This window comes from Streptomyces carminius (assembly GCF_002794255.1).
Classification (GTDB): Bacteria; Actinomycetota; Actinomycetes; order Streptomycetales; family Streptomycetaceae; genus Streptomyces; species Streptomyces carminius.
Genome location: NZ_PGGW01000050.1, coordinates 116,873 through 131,833, shown reverse-complemented (window position 1 = coordinate 131,833; position 14,961 = coordinate 116,873). Strand labels below are relative to the sequence as shown.

13 protein-coding genes are annotated in these 14,961 nt (G+C 72.6%); 11 read left to right on the top strand and 2 right to left on the bottom strand.

Going from position 1 to position 14,961, the window contains the following annotated elements; all coding sequences use genetic code 11:
* The 8 genes from CUT44_RS15050 to CUT44_RS15010 form a co-directional block, all read left to right on the top strand.
* Positions 1 to 1,133 (top strand): SUKH-4 family immunity protein (locus CUT44_RS15050; protein WP_199185678.1); only part of this gene is annotated, 1,133 nt, incomplete at its 5' end.
* A gap of 180 nt (positions 1,134 to 1,313) precedes the next feature.
* On the top strand, positions 1,314 to 2,279 hold the full coding sequence (locus CUT44_RS15040) for a coiled-coil domain-containing protein (protein WP_158239599.1): 966 nt from the start codon (positions 1,314 to 1,316) through the stop codon (positions 2,277 to 2,279).
* Positions 2,280 to 2,464: 185 nt separating this feature from the next.
* Entirely contained in the window at positions 2,465 to 3,931 is a 1,467-nt protein-coding gene (glmU, locus tag CUT44_RS15035; RefSeq protein ID WP_100201881.1) for a bifunctional UDP-N-acetylglucosamine diphosphorylase/glucosamine-1-phosphate N-acetyltransferase GlmU, read from the top strand.
* Positions 3,932 to 4,033: 102 nt separating this feature from the next.
* Positions 4,034 to 5,011, top strand: a complete 978-nt coding sequence (locus CUT44_RS15030; RefSeq protein WP_100201880.1) for a ribose-phosphate diphosphokinase — start codon at positions 4,034 to 4,036, stop codon at positions 5,009 to 5,011.
* Positions 5,012 to 5,290: 279 nt separating this feature from the next.
* Entirely contained in the window at positions 5,291 to 5,878 is a 588-nt protein-coding gene (locus CUT44_RS15025) for a 50S ribosomal protein L25/general stress protein Ctc (RefSeq protein WP_100201879.1), read from the top strand.
* A 104-nt stretch (positions 5,879 to 5,982) separates the two neighbouring features.
* Positions 5,983 to 6,573 (top strand): aminoacyl-tRNA hydrolase, encoded by a 591-nt coding sequence (gene pth, locus CUT44_RS15020; RefSeq protein ID WP_100201878.1) that lies wholly within the window; start codon positions 5,983 to 5,985, stop codon positions 6,571 to 6,573.
* Between the two features lie 134 nt (positions 6,574 to 6,707).
* On the top strand, positions 6,708 to 7,220 hold the full coding sequence (locus tag CUT44_RS15015; protein WP_100201877.1) for a hypothetical protein: 513 nt from the start codon (positions 6,708 to 6,710) through the stop codon (positions 7,218 to 7,220).
* Between the two features lie 238 nt (positions 7,221 to 7,458).
* On the top strand, positions 7,459 to 8,289 hold the full coding sequence (locus CUT44_RS15010; RefSeq protein ID WP_100201876.1) for an LPXTG cell wall anchor domain-containing protein: 831 nt from the start codon (positions 7,459 to 7,461) through the stop codon (positions 8,287 to 8,289).
* A gap of 150 nt (positions 8,290 to 8,439) precedes the next feature.
* On the opposite strand, the gene ppc is transcribed toward CUT44_RS15010, so the two are convergent.
* Positions 8,440 to 11,295: a phosphoenolpyruvate carboxylase gene (ppc, locus tag CUT44_RS15005; RefSeq protein WP_100201875.1), complete on the bottom strand. Its 2,856-nt coding sequence runs from the start codon at positions 11,293 to 11,295 to the stop codon at positions 8,440 to 8,442.
* A gap of 213 nt (positions 11,296 to 11,508) precedes the next feature.
* Here ppc and CUT44_RS15000 point away from each other — a divergent pair, with 213 nt between their 5' ends.
* Together CUT44_RS15000 and CUT44_RS14995 are read left to right on the top strand one after the other, a co-directional pair.
* Positions 11,509 to 12,510, top strand: a complete 1,002-nt coding sequence (locus CUT44_RS15000) for an acyl-CoA desaturase (protein ID WP_100201874.1) — start codon at positions 11,509 to 11,511, stop codon at positions 12,508 to 12,510.
* Between the two features lie 7 nt (positions 12,511 to 12,517).
* Entirely contained in the window at positions 12,518 to 13,192 is a 675-nt protein-coding gene (locus tag CUT44_RS14995; RefSeq protein WP_100201873.1) for a TetR/AcrR family transcriptional regulator, read from the top strand.
* A gap of 152 nt (positions 13,193 to 13,344) precedes the next feature.
* Here the strand turns inward: CUT44_RS14995 and CUT44_RS14990 are convergent, their stop codons facing one another.
* Positions 13,345 to 13,998, bottom strand: coding sequence for a TetR/AcrR family transcriptional regulator (locus CUT44_RS14990; RefSeq protein WP_100201872.1), 654 nt, complete (start codon positions 13,996 to 13,998; stop codon positions 13,345 to 13,347).
* 149 nt (positions 13,999 to 14,147) lie between these two features.
* Here CUT44_RS14990 and CUT44_RS14985 point away from each other — a divergent pair, with 149 nt between their 5' ends.
* Entirely contained in the window at positions 14,148 to 14,906 is a 759-nt protein-coding gene (locus CUT44_RS14985) for an SDR family NAD(P)-dependent oxidoreductase (RefSeq protein WP_100201871.1), read from the top strand.
* Positions 14,907 to 14,961: the final 55 nt, after the last annotated feature.

Below are 14,961 nucleotides of genomic sequence, written 5' to 3'. Positions count from 1 at the left end.
CGGCGGGCGGACCGGGCGGACCACCGTCCGCGGCGCCCCGACCCCCCGGGCCCCCCGGCCCTCCCGGCCCGCCGCCCGGTGCCCCGGGTGCCCCGGTGGGCGCCCCCGGTGCTCCCGGCGTGCCGTCGTACGGCTATCCGCAGCCGCCCGCCGGTGTGCCGACGGTGGGTCCCGGTTACATGGCGGTGCTGCGCTATCGCGCGCCGGACGGTTCGGAGCAGCAGTTGATCCGCCGGTCGGCGCCGGGCACTCCGCATCCGGAGTGGCAGATCCTGTACGAGCTGCGGGCGATGGGTATCGCGCCGCAGCAGGTGCTGGAGCTGCACACGGAGCTGGAGTGCTGTGACGCGCCCGGTGGTTACTGTGCCCGGATGGTGCGGGAGAGCTGGCCGCAGGTGCGGATCAGTCACACCGCGCCGTACGGCCGGGACGTGGCGTCGCGGCAGCGGGGGGTGCGGCATCTGGTCGAGCACCAGGGCGAGTTGCACCAGGTGGCGGACGGCCCGGCGCGGCCGGCTCCGGTGCGGGTGCCGCTGCCGCAGGTGCGGCCCGCGCCACCGGTTCCGCCGCAGGGGGTGGCGCAGGAGCTGGCGGAGGCGTTCGGTCCGCAGGCGGTGTTCCGTTTCGACCAGCGGGCGGTCTCCCGGCAGGGTGTGCCGGAGGTGGTGGCGCAGACGCTGATGTGGGCGGGGCTGCCGGTGGACTTCGGTCCGTTCTTCTGGGCGCAGGCGCAGCCGGGCCGTCCGGTGCCGACACTGGCGGAGCTGGCGCAGGAGCGCGGGGTGGTTCCGGCGGCGGACGCGGGTTCGTATCTGGTGATGGGCAACGACTTCGGGCGGCAGTTGTGCGTGCAGTACGGGACGGCGCACATCGTGGCGGTGCCGCTGGAGGGCGGTCCGGGCGGGCAGCCGGCGGTGCCGCAGTTCGTGAACAGCGGGCTGCCGGAGTTCGTGCGCTGTCTGGCGCTGCTGGGCCGGATGTGGCGGCTGCGGTACGGGCTGACGCCGGAGCAGGCGGGGCGCTGGACGGTGGACTTCCAGGCGATGCTGGCGTGCCTGGACCCGGCGGCGCCGGCGGGCCCGGAGAACTGGTGGTCGGTGCTGCTCGAGCAGATGTGGGACGGGCTGCTGTAGCCGGTCCCCGCACCGGCCCCGGCGCCGTCGGGTGCCGGGGCCGGTGTGCCCGGGGGGCGCGTTGCGGTGCGGCGCACTCCCGACAGTTTTCTTACGGTTTGTGTCGGTTGATGCGTGACGGGTTTCATGGCGCATCCTGGATGGGTCGTTCGCCGGATCGCGTGGAGGTAGGGGTTCGCCATGTCTGCGTCCAGGTCACCTCATGGTTTCGTCGTCGTACGCCGCGGTTACCGGCCCGATCAGGTCGACCGCCACGCCTCCGGGCTGCACGCGGACCTGGAGGAGGCCCGGGAGCGGCTGGCCCGGCTGGGCGGGCGGGTCGGGGAGCTGGAGGAGGAGGCGGCGCGGCTGCGGTCGGAGGCCGAGTCGCTGCCCGTCCAGACCTACGAGGCGCTGGGTGAGCGGGCGCGGCTGATACTGGCCGAGGTGGAGGCCGAGGCCGGGGAGCTGCGGTCCCGTGCGGACACCGAGGCGCGTGAGGTGCTGGTCCGGGCGGAGGAGGAGAGCCGGGCGCTGCGGGAGTCGGCGCGGGAGGCGTCGGCCCGGGTGCGGGCCGGCGGCGACGCGACGGCGGAGGCGCTGCTGGGCGAGGCCCGCCGGCAGGCGGAGGATCTGCTGCGGACCGCGCGGACGGAGGCCACCGAGCTGCGGGTGGCGGCCGAGCGGGTGCTGCGGGAGGCGGTCGAGCGGTGCGAGGCGCTGCGGCTGGCCCAGGAGCGGAAGCAGGCGGAGGAGACGGCGGAGCTGGACCGGGCGCTGGCCGCGCGGGAGGCGGAGGTGACGGCGCGGGTCACGGGCCTGGTGGAGCACGGCGACGAGCTGCTGTCGCGGGCCAGGCGGGAGCGCGGTGCCGCCGAGGACACGGCGCGGCTGCTGACCGAGGAGGCCCGGGAGCGGGCCGATGAGCTGCTGGCGCAGGCGCGGCTGCGCCGGGAGCGCATCGAGCGGGAGACGGAGCGGGTGGTGCGCACCCACGACCAGCGCCGGGAGGCGGTGCGGCAGCACATGGCGCATGTGCGGGCCAGTCTGGCGACGCTGACCGGGCGTGGTCTGGAGGGCCTGGACGGGAGCGGCGCGGACGCCGGTTCCGGTCCGGAGGAGCCGGGCGGCCCGGCGGTACCGGGCCAGGGGGCACCGGCGGAATAGGCGGGTCCCCCCGGTATCCTGCGGAGGGACACCGCCCCTTTCCACGCGGTTCCGCCGCCGTCCACCTCCGGTACCGGCGCCGTCCGCCAGGGGCGCGGGGGTCGTCCCGGAGGTGGTCCCGGGATCCGTCCGGGGCCTGTCCCGCCTCCTGTTCCGCATCCGTCCCACAGCCGAAGGGCACACCCGTGAGCGCCATCCGCCCGGCAGCCGTCGTCGTTCTCGCAGCGGGTGAGGGCACCCGTATGAAGTCCGCGAGGCCCAAGGTCCTGCACGACATCTGCGGGCGGTCGCTCGTCGGCCATGTGGTCGCGGCCGCCCGGGAGCTGGCGCCGGAGGAGCTGGTGGTGGTGGTCGGCCACGCGCGTGAGCAGGTCGTGGGACATCTGGCGGAGCTGGACGCCGGGGTGCGCACGGCCGTGCAGGCCGAGCAGCTCGGCACCGGGCACGCGGTGCGGATGGCGCTTGAGGCGCTGGCGGCCGACGGGGTGGAGCCGGCCGGGACGGTGGTGGTCACCTGCGGTGACACGCCGCTGCTGACCGGAGAGACGCTGGGCCGGCTGGCCGCCGCGCACGAGGGCGAGGGCAACGCGGTGACGGTGCTGTCGGCCGAGGTGCCGGACGCCACCGGCTACGGGCGGATCGTGCGGGACGAGGCCGGCGCGGTGACGGCGATCGTGGAGCACAAGGACGCGACCGAGGAGCAGCGGGCGGTCCGGGAGATCAACTCGGGGGTGTTCGCGTTCGACGGACGGCTGCTGGCCGAGGCGCTGGGACGGGTGCGCACCGACAACAGCCAGGGCGAGGAGTACCTGACCGACGTGCTGGGGATCCTGCGCGCGGACGGGCACCGGGTGGGGGCGCACGTGGCGGCCGACCACCGGGAGATCGTCGGCATCAACAACCGGGTGCAGCTGGCCGAGGCGCGCCGGCTGCTGAACGAGCGGCTGCTGCACCGGGCGATGCTGGCCGGGGTGACGGTGGTGGACCCGGCGTCGGTGTGGGTGGACGTGACGGTGACGTACGAGCCGGACGCGGTGGTGCACCCGGGTACGCAGCTGCTGGGCGCCACGCATCTGGGCGCGGGCTGCGAGGTGGGGCCGAACTGCCGGCTGGCGGACACCCGGGTCGGTGAGGGCGCGGTGGTGGTCAACGCGGTGGCCGAGGCCGCCCAGGTCGGCGCGGGCGCGTCGGTGGGTCCGTACGCGTATCTGCGGCCCGGTACGAGGCTGGGGCCGAAGGCGAAGGCCGGCACGTATGTGGAGATGAAGAACGCCGAGGTCGGAGAGGGCACGAAGGTGCCGCATCTGTCGTATGTGGGGGACGCGACGATCGGCGCGTACACGAACATCGGTGCGGCCAGCGTCTTCGTGAACTACGACGGGCAGAACAAGCACCACACCACGATCGGCTCGCACTGCCGGACGGGCTCGGACAACATGTTCGTGGCCCCGGTCACGGTCGGGGACGGTGCCTACACCGCCGCGGGTTCCGTGATCACCAAGGACGTGCCGCCCGGTTCGCTGGCCGTGGCCCGCGGCCAGCAGCGGAACATCGAGGGCTGGGTGGCCCGGAAGCGTCCCGGCAGCGCCGCCGCGCGGGCGGCCGAGCAGGCGCGTGAGCAGGGCGGCGAGGAACGGCCCGCCGGACAGTGACCGGTGGGTGAGCCGACGGGCGCGCCGCGGGCAGGGCGTACCGTGAGAGGCGCACGCCGTGGTGCGCTGCGACGAATCGATGCTGGGCAAGGAGACTGTGCTGTGACCGGGATCAAGACGACCGGCCTGAGGAAACTGATGTTCTTCTCGGGCCGCGCGCACCCCACGCTGGCGGAGGAGGTCGCGGGGCATCTCGGTGTCGGCGTGGTGCCGACCAGGGCGTTCGACTTCGCCAACGGCGAGATCTATGTCCGCTTCCAGGAGTCGGCGCGCGGCGCGGACTGCTTCCTGATGCAGAGCCACACCGCACCGATCAACAAGTGGATCATGGAACAGCTGATCATGGTGGATGCGCTGAAGCGGGCCTCGGCCCGGAGCATCACCGTGATCGTGCCGTTCTACGGCTACGCGCGGCAGGACAAGAAGCACCGCGGCCGGGAGCCGATCTCGGCGCGGCTGGTGGCGGATCTGCTGGCCACGGCGGGCGCGGACCGGATCCTGACGGTGGACCTGCACACCGACCAGATCCAGGGCTTCTTCGACGGGCCGGTGGACCACCTGTTCGCGCTGCCGGTGCTGGCGGACTACGTGGGCGGCAAGGTGGACCGGGCGAAGCTGACAGTGGTCTCGCCGGACGCGGGCCGGGTGCGGGTCGCGGACCGCTGGTGCGACCGGCTGGGCGCGCCGCTGGCGATCGTGCACAAGCGCCGCGACCCGGACGTGGCCAACCAGGTGACCGTCCACGAGGTCGTCGGTGACGTCCGGGGCCGGGTGTGCGTGCTGGTGGACGACATGGTGGACACCGGCGGCACGATCTGCGCGGCGGCGGACGCGCTGTTCGCCAACGGCGCCGAGGACGTCATCGTGGCGGCCACCCACGGTGTGCTGTCGGGTCCGGCGGCGGACCGGCTGAAGAACTCGCAGGTGAGCGAGTTCATCTTCACCGACACCCTGCCGACGCCGAGCGAGGTGGACGTGGACAAGATCACGGTGCTGTCGATGGCGCAGACGATCGCCCGCGCGGCGCGCGAGGTGTTCGAGGACGGCTCGGTGACGAGCCTCTTCGACGAGCAGGCGTGAGCCGCGGGGGCGGACACCGCGCACCCGTCCGCGGCGTCCGCCCCCACACCCCGCCTTCCCACCCCGCCTTCCGTCCACCGCCTCCCGCTACCCCGCATCCCGTGCCCCGGTCGGACCCGGGGCACGGAGGGCGGTAGACTCGTGGAGTTGCTCGGCGAGGGAGCCGTGCCGTAGCCCGGCACGGTCGTCCGTTATCGACGCGCTCTTCGCAGCAGGTCTGTCGTGGCCGAGTAGCTCAGGCATCCGCCACCAACCGACTTGAGAGACGAGGAGTGCGTCATGGCCGACGTGAAGATTTCCGCCGAGATCCGCAAGGAGTTCGGCAAGGGGGCCGCCCGCCGGCTCCGCCGCGAGGACAAGGTGCCCGGTGTGATCTACGGGCACGGCGGCGACCCGGTGCACGTGGCCCTTCCCGGCTACGACCTGATGATGGCCATGAAGAACTCGAACGTGCTGATCACGCTCGACATCGAGGGCCGCCAGGAGCTGGTGATCCCCAAGGCCGTCCAGCGCGAGGCCATCCGCGGCTTCCTGGTCCACGTGGACCTGCTGGTGGTGGAGAAGGGCGAGAAGGTCACCGTCGAGATCCCGGTCCACACCGAGGGCGAGCTGGCCCCGGGCTCGCACCTGCTGGAGCACGTGCTGAGCACGCTGCCGGTCGAGGCCGAGGCCACCCACATCCCGGAGGAGGTCACCGTCTCCATTCAGGGCCTGGCCGCGGGCGACTCGGTCCTGGCCAAGGACATCCCGCTGCCCAAGGGCTCCTCCCTGGCGGTGGACGGGGAGACCGTGGTCCTCAACATCCTGTCCGCGCAGGCCGAGGAGCCCACCGCGGGCGAGGCCGAGGGCGAGCTCACCGCGGAGTGACCCGCGGTCCGCGTTTCCTCCGCCGCCTCGCGCCCTGGGCGCGGGGCGGCGGCCGCCGTGACGATCCGCCGCGGGAGCCGCGGGACCCGCAGAGAGGGACGACGATGAGTGACGCCGACGCCCCCTGGCTCGTGGTGGGCCTGGGCAACCCCGGTCCGGAGTACGCGGCGAACCGGCACAACGCGGGGTTCATGGTCGCCGACCTGCTCGCCGGGCGGATGGGCGGCAGGTTCAGGGCGCACCGGTCGCGGGCGCAGGTGCTGGAGGGCCGGCTGGGCGCGCCGGGTGCCGGGGGCCGCCGGGTGGTGCTGGCGAAGCCGATGTCGTTCATGAACCTCTCCGGTGGCCCGGTGACCGCGCTGCGCGACTTCTACAAGGTGCCGCCGGAGCGGCTGGTCGTCGTCCACGACGAGCTGGACCTCGACTACGGGGCGCTGCGGCTGAAGCGGGGCGGCGGGGACAACGGCCACAACGGGCTGAAGTCCCTGTCGAAGGCGCTCGGCCCCGACTACCACCGGGTCCGGTTCGGCATCGGCCGGCCGCCGGGGCGGATGCAGGTGGCCGACTTCGTGCTGAAGGACTTCTCCGCCGCGGAACGCAAGGAGCTGGACTACCTCGTGGACCGGGCCGCCGACGCCGTGGAGTGCCTCGTGCTGGACGGTCTGGAACGGGCGCAGAACACCTACAACTCCTGAGTACCGGCCGAGAGGCCGCGGACAGGGCATAGGACCCACGGAGGTTGACCTTCCGTATCGCCATGGCCAAGGATCCGGCCATGTCGTCTGGGTCATCTGGGTCACCTGCCTCCTCCCGCTCCTCCTCCCGCCGCATGTCCCGCCGCATGTCCCGGCGCGGCCCGGTGCGCCGGGTCGGCGAGAGCGTGTACGGCCTGCTGCTTCTGGTGCAGGCGTGGCTGATGGGCGCGGTGGCGGCCGCGCTGCTGATGGCCGGGGCCTGGACGTCCCTGGACGCCATGCGCCGCGTGGTGGCCGACCGGGGCGGGGTGCGCGGCATGATGACGGTCGACGAGTGCGACGGCTGGACGTGCACGGGCCTGTTCACCCCCGCGGACGGCGGCGGCGCGGGCGAGCGTCCCGAGGTGGTCCTCGACGCGCTGGTCTCCCACGACCGCGGGGAGGCGCTGCCGGTCGTCCTGTGGCCGGGCACGGGCGAGGTGCTGCGCACCGGCCTTCCCGGCATCCTGCACGCGTGGCTGCCGTTCGCGGGCGCGCTGCTGCTGGCCTCGCTGGTGATCGCGGGCGGTCTGCACATGCGGCGTACGGCCTGGGCGTCGGGGCTGCTGGGTCTGGCACTGGTCGGGGCCGCGTTCGCGGTGCTGTGAGCGGGCCCGCGCGGCGGCTTTCCGGCCCGGGACGGCCTTCCCGGCCCGGGCCGGGTCCGGGACCACGACCTGCACCGTTAATCTGATTGTTATACTCCGCTTTCTGGTGCAGGTGTGGCACAACCGCACGGATGGGACGTATCGCGCTTGACCGGCATGGCGGGACGGAAGCAGGCTACGGCCACCTCACCCCCCACGCGTCCCTGACACCTCCGCCACCGAAGGTGGTAGCTCATCTATGCGTACTCTCACCTGGACGCGTACCGCTGCGGTCTCCGCGGCGGCCGCACTGCTGCTGGCCCCGGCCGCTCCCGCGTTCGCGACGGACACCTACTCCCCGGAACTGCGCCAGCCGCTGCCCCGCACCGCCACCGAGGACGACGGCGCGGCGCCGCAGGAGGACGACTGCCCCACCGTCCCGGATGACAAGGACGGCTGGCACTTCGTCCTGCCCGGCAACAAGGCCACGTTCGTCGAACTGACGGTCACCTTCGAGCCCGGTGGCACGCAGACGATCACCGACTTCGGGCCGCCGTCCGACAAGCACGCCTACGTGGCCTCCGAGCCCGGTGCGAAGCTCACCGCCATCGAGGCCGAGGTGAAGGGCGGGAACCTGAAGAAGTTCAACCTGTCCCACACCTGCCCCGCCACCGAGACGGGCGGGACCGACGGCGGAACCACCGGCGAGACGACCGAAGGCACCACGGGCGAGACGACCGAAGGCACCACCGGCGAGACCACCACCGGCGAGACGACCGAAGGCACCACCGGCGAGACCACCACCGGCGAGACGACCGAAGGCACCACGGGCGAGACCACCACCGGCGAGAGCACCGAAGGCACCACGGGCGAGACCACCACCGGCGAGAGCACCGAAGGCACCACCGGCGAGACCACCACCGGCGAGAGCACCGAGGGCACGACCGGCGAGGTCCCCAACGGCGGCGGCAACCTGGCCGACACCGGCTCCTCCGCCCCGGTCGCCGCGCTCGCCGCGGCCGCCGCCGCGCTGCTGGGCGCGGGCTCCTACCTGGTGGTGCGCCGCCGCAAGGGCGTCCACGAGGCCTGATCCCCGGCACGTCGGTGCCGCACGGCACCGCGCGGCCATCCGCGGTACCGCACAGCGCGAAGGGCCCCTCTCCCGGCCGGGAGAGGGGCCCTTCGCCCGTGTCCGTCCGCCACCGGGGCGGCGCGGCGTCAGGGCGGCGCCGGGGCCGCGTCAGCCGGTGTTGCGCAGGCCCGCCGCGACACCGTTGACCGTCAGCAGCAGCGCGCGGCTCAGCATCGGGTCCGGCTCCTCACCGCGCTCGGCGGCCTCGCGCTGCCGGGCCAGGAGCGTCACCTGGAGGTAGGAGATCGGGTCCAGGTAGGCGTCGCGGATGGCGAAGGTCTGCTTCAGCACCGGCTGGGCGTCCAGCAACTCCCGCTCGCCGGTGATCCGCAGCACCTCCCGCACCGTCAGCTCGTGCTCGGCCTCGATGGTGGCGAAGATGTGCCGCAGCTCGGCCGGCACCAGGGTCTCCACGTAGTGCCGGGCGATCCGCAGATCGGTCTTGGCCAGCGTCATCTCGACGTTGGACAGGAAGTTGCGGAAGAAGTGCCAGCGTCCGTACGCCTCGTCCAGCACGCCGTCGAGCCCGGCGTCGCGGGCCGCCTTCAGGCCCGAGCCGACCCCGAACCAGCCGGGCACGATCTGCCGCGACTGCGTCCAGCCGAACACCCAGGGGATGGCCCGCAGCCCGTCCAGGCCGGCGCCGGAGTCCGGGCGCCGCGACGGGCGGGAGCCCAGGTGGAGGTCGGCGAGCTGGTCCACCGGGGTGGAGGCGAAGAAGTACGCGGGCAGGTCCGGGTCGTCCACCAGCCTCCGGTAGACGCCGTGGGCGGCCTCGGAGACCACGTCCATCGCCGCGTCCCAGCGGGCCAGCGCCTCGTCCGACTGGCGGGGCGCGGTGTGCAGGGCGGACGCCTGGAGGGTGGCGGCCACCGTCTGCTCCAGGTTCTCCCGGGCCAGGGAGGGGACGAGGTACTTGTCGGAGATGACCTCGCCCTGCTCGGTGACCTTGATCTCGCCCTCCAGGGTGCCCCAGGGCTGGGCGAGGATCGCGTCGTGGGTGGGGCCGCCGCCGCGGCCGACGGTGCCGCCCCGGCCGTGGAACAGCCGCAGCCGCACCCCGTGCCGGTGGGCGACGTCGCGCAGCCGCCGCTGGGCCCGGTGGATCTCCCACTGGGAGGTGGTGATGCCGCCGAACTTGGAGGAGTCGGAGTAGCCGAGCATGACCTCCTGGACGTCGCCGCGCAGGGCGACCAGCTTCCGGTAGGAGGGGTCGGAAAGCATCTGGTCGAGCAGCTCGTCGGCGATGCGCAGCTCGTCGGTGGTCTCCAGCAGCGGCACGACGCCGATGCGCGCCCAGCCGGCGTGCAGGTCGACCAGTCCGGCCTCACGGGCCAGCACGGCGACGGCCAGGACGTCGTCGGCGCCCTGGCACATGGAGATGATGTAGGACTCGATGACCTCGGGCCCGAAGGTGTCCAGCGCCTTGCGGACGGTGGTGAAGACGCCGAAGGTCTTCTCCCCGGCCGCGTCCAGCGGGGCGGGCTGGGGGGCCAGCGGGCGGCGCGAGCGCAGCTCCTTGGCCAGCAGCCGCCGCCGGTAGTCGCGCGGCATGTCGGCGTACCGCCAGGACTCCTCGCCGAGCCGGTCGAAGAGCTGGCCGAGGGCGTGGTGGTGGGCGTCGGCGTGCTCGCGCACGTCCATGGTGGCGAGCTGGAGGCCGAAGGCGGCCAGGGTCCGCAGCACCCGCTCCAACTGGCCGTCGGCCACCAGTCCGGCGCGGTGCTCGCGCAGGGAGGTCTGGACGAGGGCGAGGTCCTCGATCAGCTCACCGGTGCCCAGGTAGTCGCGGCCGGGGACGTGCGGGGTGTCCTCGGCCAGCCGCCTGCGGGTGTTGAGCAGCTTCTGCCGGATGCAGGTGATCTTGAGCCGGTAGGGCTCCTCGGCGTTGAGGCGCTTGTAGCGGGGGCTGATCTCGGGGAGGAGGTCGAGGTCTCCGCGGAGGGAGGCCAGCAGTTCCCCGGTGGCGCCGCTGTTGCGGATGGAGTTGGACAGCGCGGCGCGCAGCTCGTCGATGTGCGCCAGGGCGTCGTTGATGCCGTGCTCGTGCTGGAGCAGCAGCACCTCCCAGGTCACGGCGGGGGTGACGTTGGGGTTGCCGTCGCGGTCGCCGCCGATCCAGGTGCCGAAGGTCAGCGGGCGGGTGCCGGGCGGGAGCGGGGCCCCGACCCTCTCCAGCTCGGCCTCCAGGTCCTCCAGGACGTCGCCGACGGCCCCGGTGTGCAGTTCGTCGAGGTAGTAGACGGCGTTGCGGGCCTCGTCGGCGGGCTCGGGACGGGCCACGCGCAGCTCGTCGGTCTGCCAGATGAGGTCGATGTTCTCGGCGAGCCGCAGGTCGGTGCGGCGCCGCTCGTCGGGGTCGGTGTTCTCCAGCAGCCCGGCGATCGTGCGGAGCTTGGTGAGCATCGACCGGCGGGCGGCCTCGGTGGGGTGGGCGGTGAAGACCGGCCGCACCCCCAGGTTGCGGACGGCCTCCCGCAAGTGGGCGGGGTCGGCCTCCTTGAGCATGTCGGCGGTGCGGGCGAAGTTCCCGCCCTCGGCCGCGCGCCGGGCGCGCAGTTCGCGGCCGCGGTGGACCTGCTCGGTGGTGTTGGCCAGGTGGAAGTAGGTGGAGAAGGCCCGTACCAGCTTGGTGGCCGTCTCCAGGTCGGTCCGGCTGAGCAGGGCCGCGGCGGCCTCGCCGTCGGTCCTGGTCAGGGCGCGTACGCGTTCGACGAGTTCCAGCAGTTCGGCGCTCTCCTGGCGGACCAGGGTCTCGCCGAGCAGGTCGCCCAGCCGGCGGATGTCGGCCCGCAGGGCACTGCTGGTGTCGGCACCGGCGCCGGTGCCGGTCTTGGGACTGTTATCGGGATTGCCGGATTCCGTCGGGTGCTCCGGGGTACCCGGAAGACCCGGTGTGGGTACCTCCCCGCCGGTTACAGGGTTCGTGCCACCGGGGGTCGAGGAGGTGTCGGCACTGCTCACAGGTGCGGCTCCTTGCGGCGATGCTTCTGGCAGGTCACGGACCGCGTTGTCCGACGACCACCAGGATAGGCCGCGCCGGTTTCCGTGGATCAGCCACGTCCACCATGCGGCCCCCTTGTCCCTGTGTTCAGGACTGCCATACTTACGATGCCGTAGGTTACGGCACCGTAAGTAAGAGACCCCCGTCCCCCGGATTCAATCGAGAGTTTCTTCATGAGCATTAGTCCGGACGTGCACAACGACACCACCGAAGTCCCCCCGTGGAACCGGCCGCAGGAGGAGTCCCCGCTCCCCTCCGCCACGCTCGGCGGCGACAGGCGCCGCTCCGTCGAGCAGATCACCCTGCTGCTCTTCATCGTCGTGCCCTTCCTCGCCCTGCTGGCCGCGATCCCCCTGGCCTGGGGCTGGGGGGTGAGCTGGCTGGACCTCGGGCTCCTGGTGGGCATGTACTTCCTGGGCTGCCACGGCATCACCATCGGCTTCCACCGCTACTTCACGCACGGCGCCTTCAAGGCGAAGAAGCCGCTGCGCGTCGCCCTGGCCGTCGCCGGCTCGCTGGCGGTGGAGGGCCCGCTGGTGCGGTGGGTCGCCGACCACCGCAAGCACCACAAGTACTCCGACGCCGAGGGCGACCCGCACTCCCCGTGGCGGTACGGCGAGACCGTCCCCGCCCTGCTCAAGGGCCTGTGGTGGGCCCACATGGGGTGGATGTTCGACGAGGAGCAGACACCTCAGCACAAGTACGCCCCGGATCTGATCAAGGACCCGGTGATCCGCCGCATCTCCCGCCAGTTCGTGCTGTGGACGGCCGTCTCGCTGCTCTTCCCCGCGGTGGTCGGCGGTCTGGTCACGATGTCCTGGCAGGGCGCGCTGACCGCGTTCTTCTGGGGCTCCCTGGTGCGGGTGGCGCTGCTGCACCACGTCACCTGGTCGATCAACTCCATCTGCCACGCGGTCGGCAGGCGCCCGTTCAAGTCACGGGACCGCTCCGGCAACGTGTGGTGGCTGGCCGTGCTGTCCTGCGGCGAGTCCTGGCACAACCTGCACCACGCCGACCCCACCTGCGCCCGGCACGGGGTGCTCAAGGGGCAGGTCGACTCCAGCGCGCGGCTGATCCGCTGGTTCGAGAAGGCGGGCTGGGCGTACGACGTGCGCTGGCCGTCGCAGAAGCGGATCGACGCCCGCCGGAGGCCGGAGGCCGCCGAGGCGGCATGATGGGGGTGTGGCGACCGACGACGGCAGTACCAAGGACAGGGCCAGGGCCCCGGACCCGACCCGGCGCAGGCGCCGCCGGATGACGGGGAAGGAGCGCCGCGAGCAACTGCTGGACATCGGTCGCGCGCTCTTCGCCGAACGCGGCTTCGAGGGCACCTCGGTGGAGGAGATCGCGGCCAAGGCCGGGGTCTCCAAGCCGGTGGTGTACGAGCACTTCGGCGGCAAGGAGGGGCTGTACGCGGTGGTGGTCGACCGGGAGATGAGCCGGCTGCTGGACATGGTGACCGGCGCGCTGACCGGCGGCCACCCGCGTGAGCTCCTGGAGCAGGCGGCGTTCGCGCTGCTGGACTACATCGAGCAGTACACCGACGGCTTCCGCATCCTGGTGCGGGACTCGCCCGTCGCCCAGTCCACGGGCACCTTCGCCTCCCTGATCAGCGACATCGCCACCCAGGTGGAGGACATCCTGGGCCTGGAGTTCAAGGCGCGCGGCTTCGACCCCAAGCTGGCGCCGCTGTACGCCCAGGCCCTGGTGGGCATGGTGGCGCTGACGGGCCAGTGGTGGCTGAACGCCCGCCGGCCGAACAAGTCCGAGGTGGCCGCCCACCTGGTGAACCTCGCCTGGCACGGCCTGGACGGGCTGGAACAGAAACCCCGGCTGATAGGGCACCGGCGGAGCTAGCCCGTCCCGTGCGGGCCTCCGGCCACCGGCCCGGACGCGCCGGTGGTCGGCGCACAGCGCGGCGTCCGCCCCAGGGCGGGCCGGGAACGATCGTTTACCGACAGGCGCCGCCGAGTGGGGGCGTCGCGGATGTTGAGCACTGCGCGCCGGTGTCAGCGTTCCGGCTTCGGGTCGGGCCGGCGGGCCGGGGTGTATCTGGCGAGCATGGTCTGGACGGCCTGTTCGACGGCGTCGTGGATGTCGGCGGCTGCGGGGTTCCAGTCGGTCAGCAGCATGCGGGGCCACAGGACGTAGTTGGCGATCATGCCGAGGAACTGGTTCGCGGCGCTCACGGCGTCCGGGACATCGGCGTTGCCCGCCTCGTGCTCGGCTTCCAGGTAGTGCTGGACGGAGGTGAAGTAGGGCAGTTTGCCGAGCTCGAACTGCATCCGTCCCAGTTCGGGGAAACGGGGCAGTTCGGCGATGACGATCCGGAACAGGGCCGCCATGCCGGGCCGGCCGACCAGGTCGGCATAGCGGTGGCCGATGGCCGTCAGTCCGGAGCGCAGGTCTCCGGTCCGCGGCCGCGCGGCGGCGTCGCCGGCGTCACGCTGCCAGGACTCGGTGACGATGGCCTCGAAGAGGGCCGCCTTGGTGGGGAATTGCTTGAACAGGGTGGACTTCGAGACCCCGGCCGCTTCGGCGATCCGCGCCAGTGAGGTGCCGTCGTAGCCGCGCTCCAGGAACAGTTCTGTGGCCGCGGTGGTGATCGCCTCGCGTTTCTGCTGAGCGAGTCTGCGGTGGTGTGCGGAGAGCTCTGCTGCCATGCGGACAGTATGCCGCAGACCCGAGGCGAGTCACTTGACTCGCCTTGATGGCCCCGCTTACGGTACGCGAGTAAGGCGAGTCGAGTGACTCGCATCCTATCTGTGGCGCCCGGGCGAGTTCCGGTAGCCGCGCGGTGGAGGAACAGCTCATGACGATCGACAAGACCGCTTTGGTGACCGGTGCGAACCGCGGCCTCGGACGCAGCGCGGCCATCGCTCTGGCCACACGCGGGGTGCGGGTCCTCGTCACCCACCGCGGTGACGCGGCCGGGGCCGAGGAGACGGTGGAACAGGTGCGGGCGGTGGGTGGGACCGCCGCTGTTCTCCGGCTCGACATCAGCGACGTCTCCTCTTTCGCGTCCTTCACCTCCGAACTGGGCGAGCAGCTGGAGCGCTGGGGTGCCTCGCGGCTCGACATCCTGGTCAACAACGCGGGAGTGGGGATCTTCGGACCGCTGGAGGACGTCACGATCGACGACTTCGACACGGTGCTGGGCACCAACGTCCGGGGCACGTTCTTCCTCATCCAGTCACTTGTGCCGCTGCTGGCCCAGGGCGGCCGCGTCATCAACGTCTCGACGTCGCTGACCCGCCACACCAGCCCCGCCACCTCGGTCTACTCCGCCTCGAAGGCCGCCGTCGAAGCCCTGAGCCGCACCCTCGCCGCAGAACTCGGCCCGCGCGGCATCCGGGTCAACTCCGTCGCCCCGGGGCCGACCGCCACCGATTTCAACGGTGGAGCGATGCGGGACGACGCCGAGATGCGCCGGGTTCTGGCCGGACAGACCGCGCTCGGCCGCGTCGGCGAACCCGAGGAGATCGGCGACGCCATCGCCACGCTGGCCTCCGAGGGCCTGCGCTGGGTCACCGCCCAGCGAGTCGAGGTCTCCGGCGGCGCCCTCCTCTGAGCGACCGGGCGACGGCCTGCGGAGACGCAGGCGGCGACGGCCCCGACCACTCCCG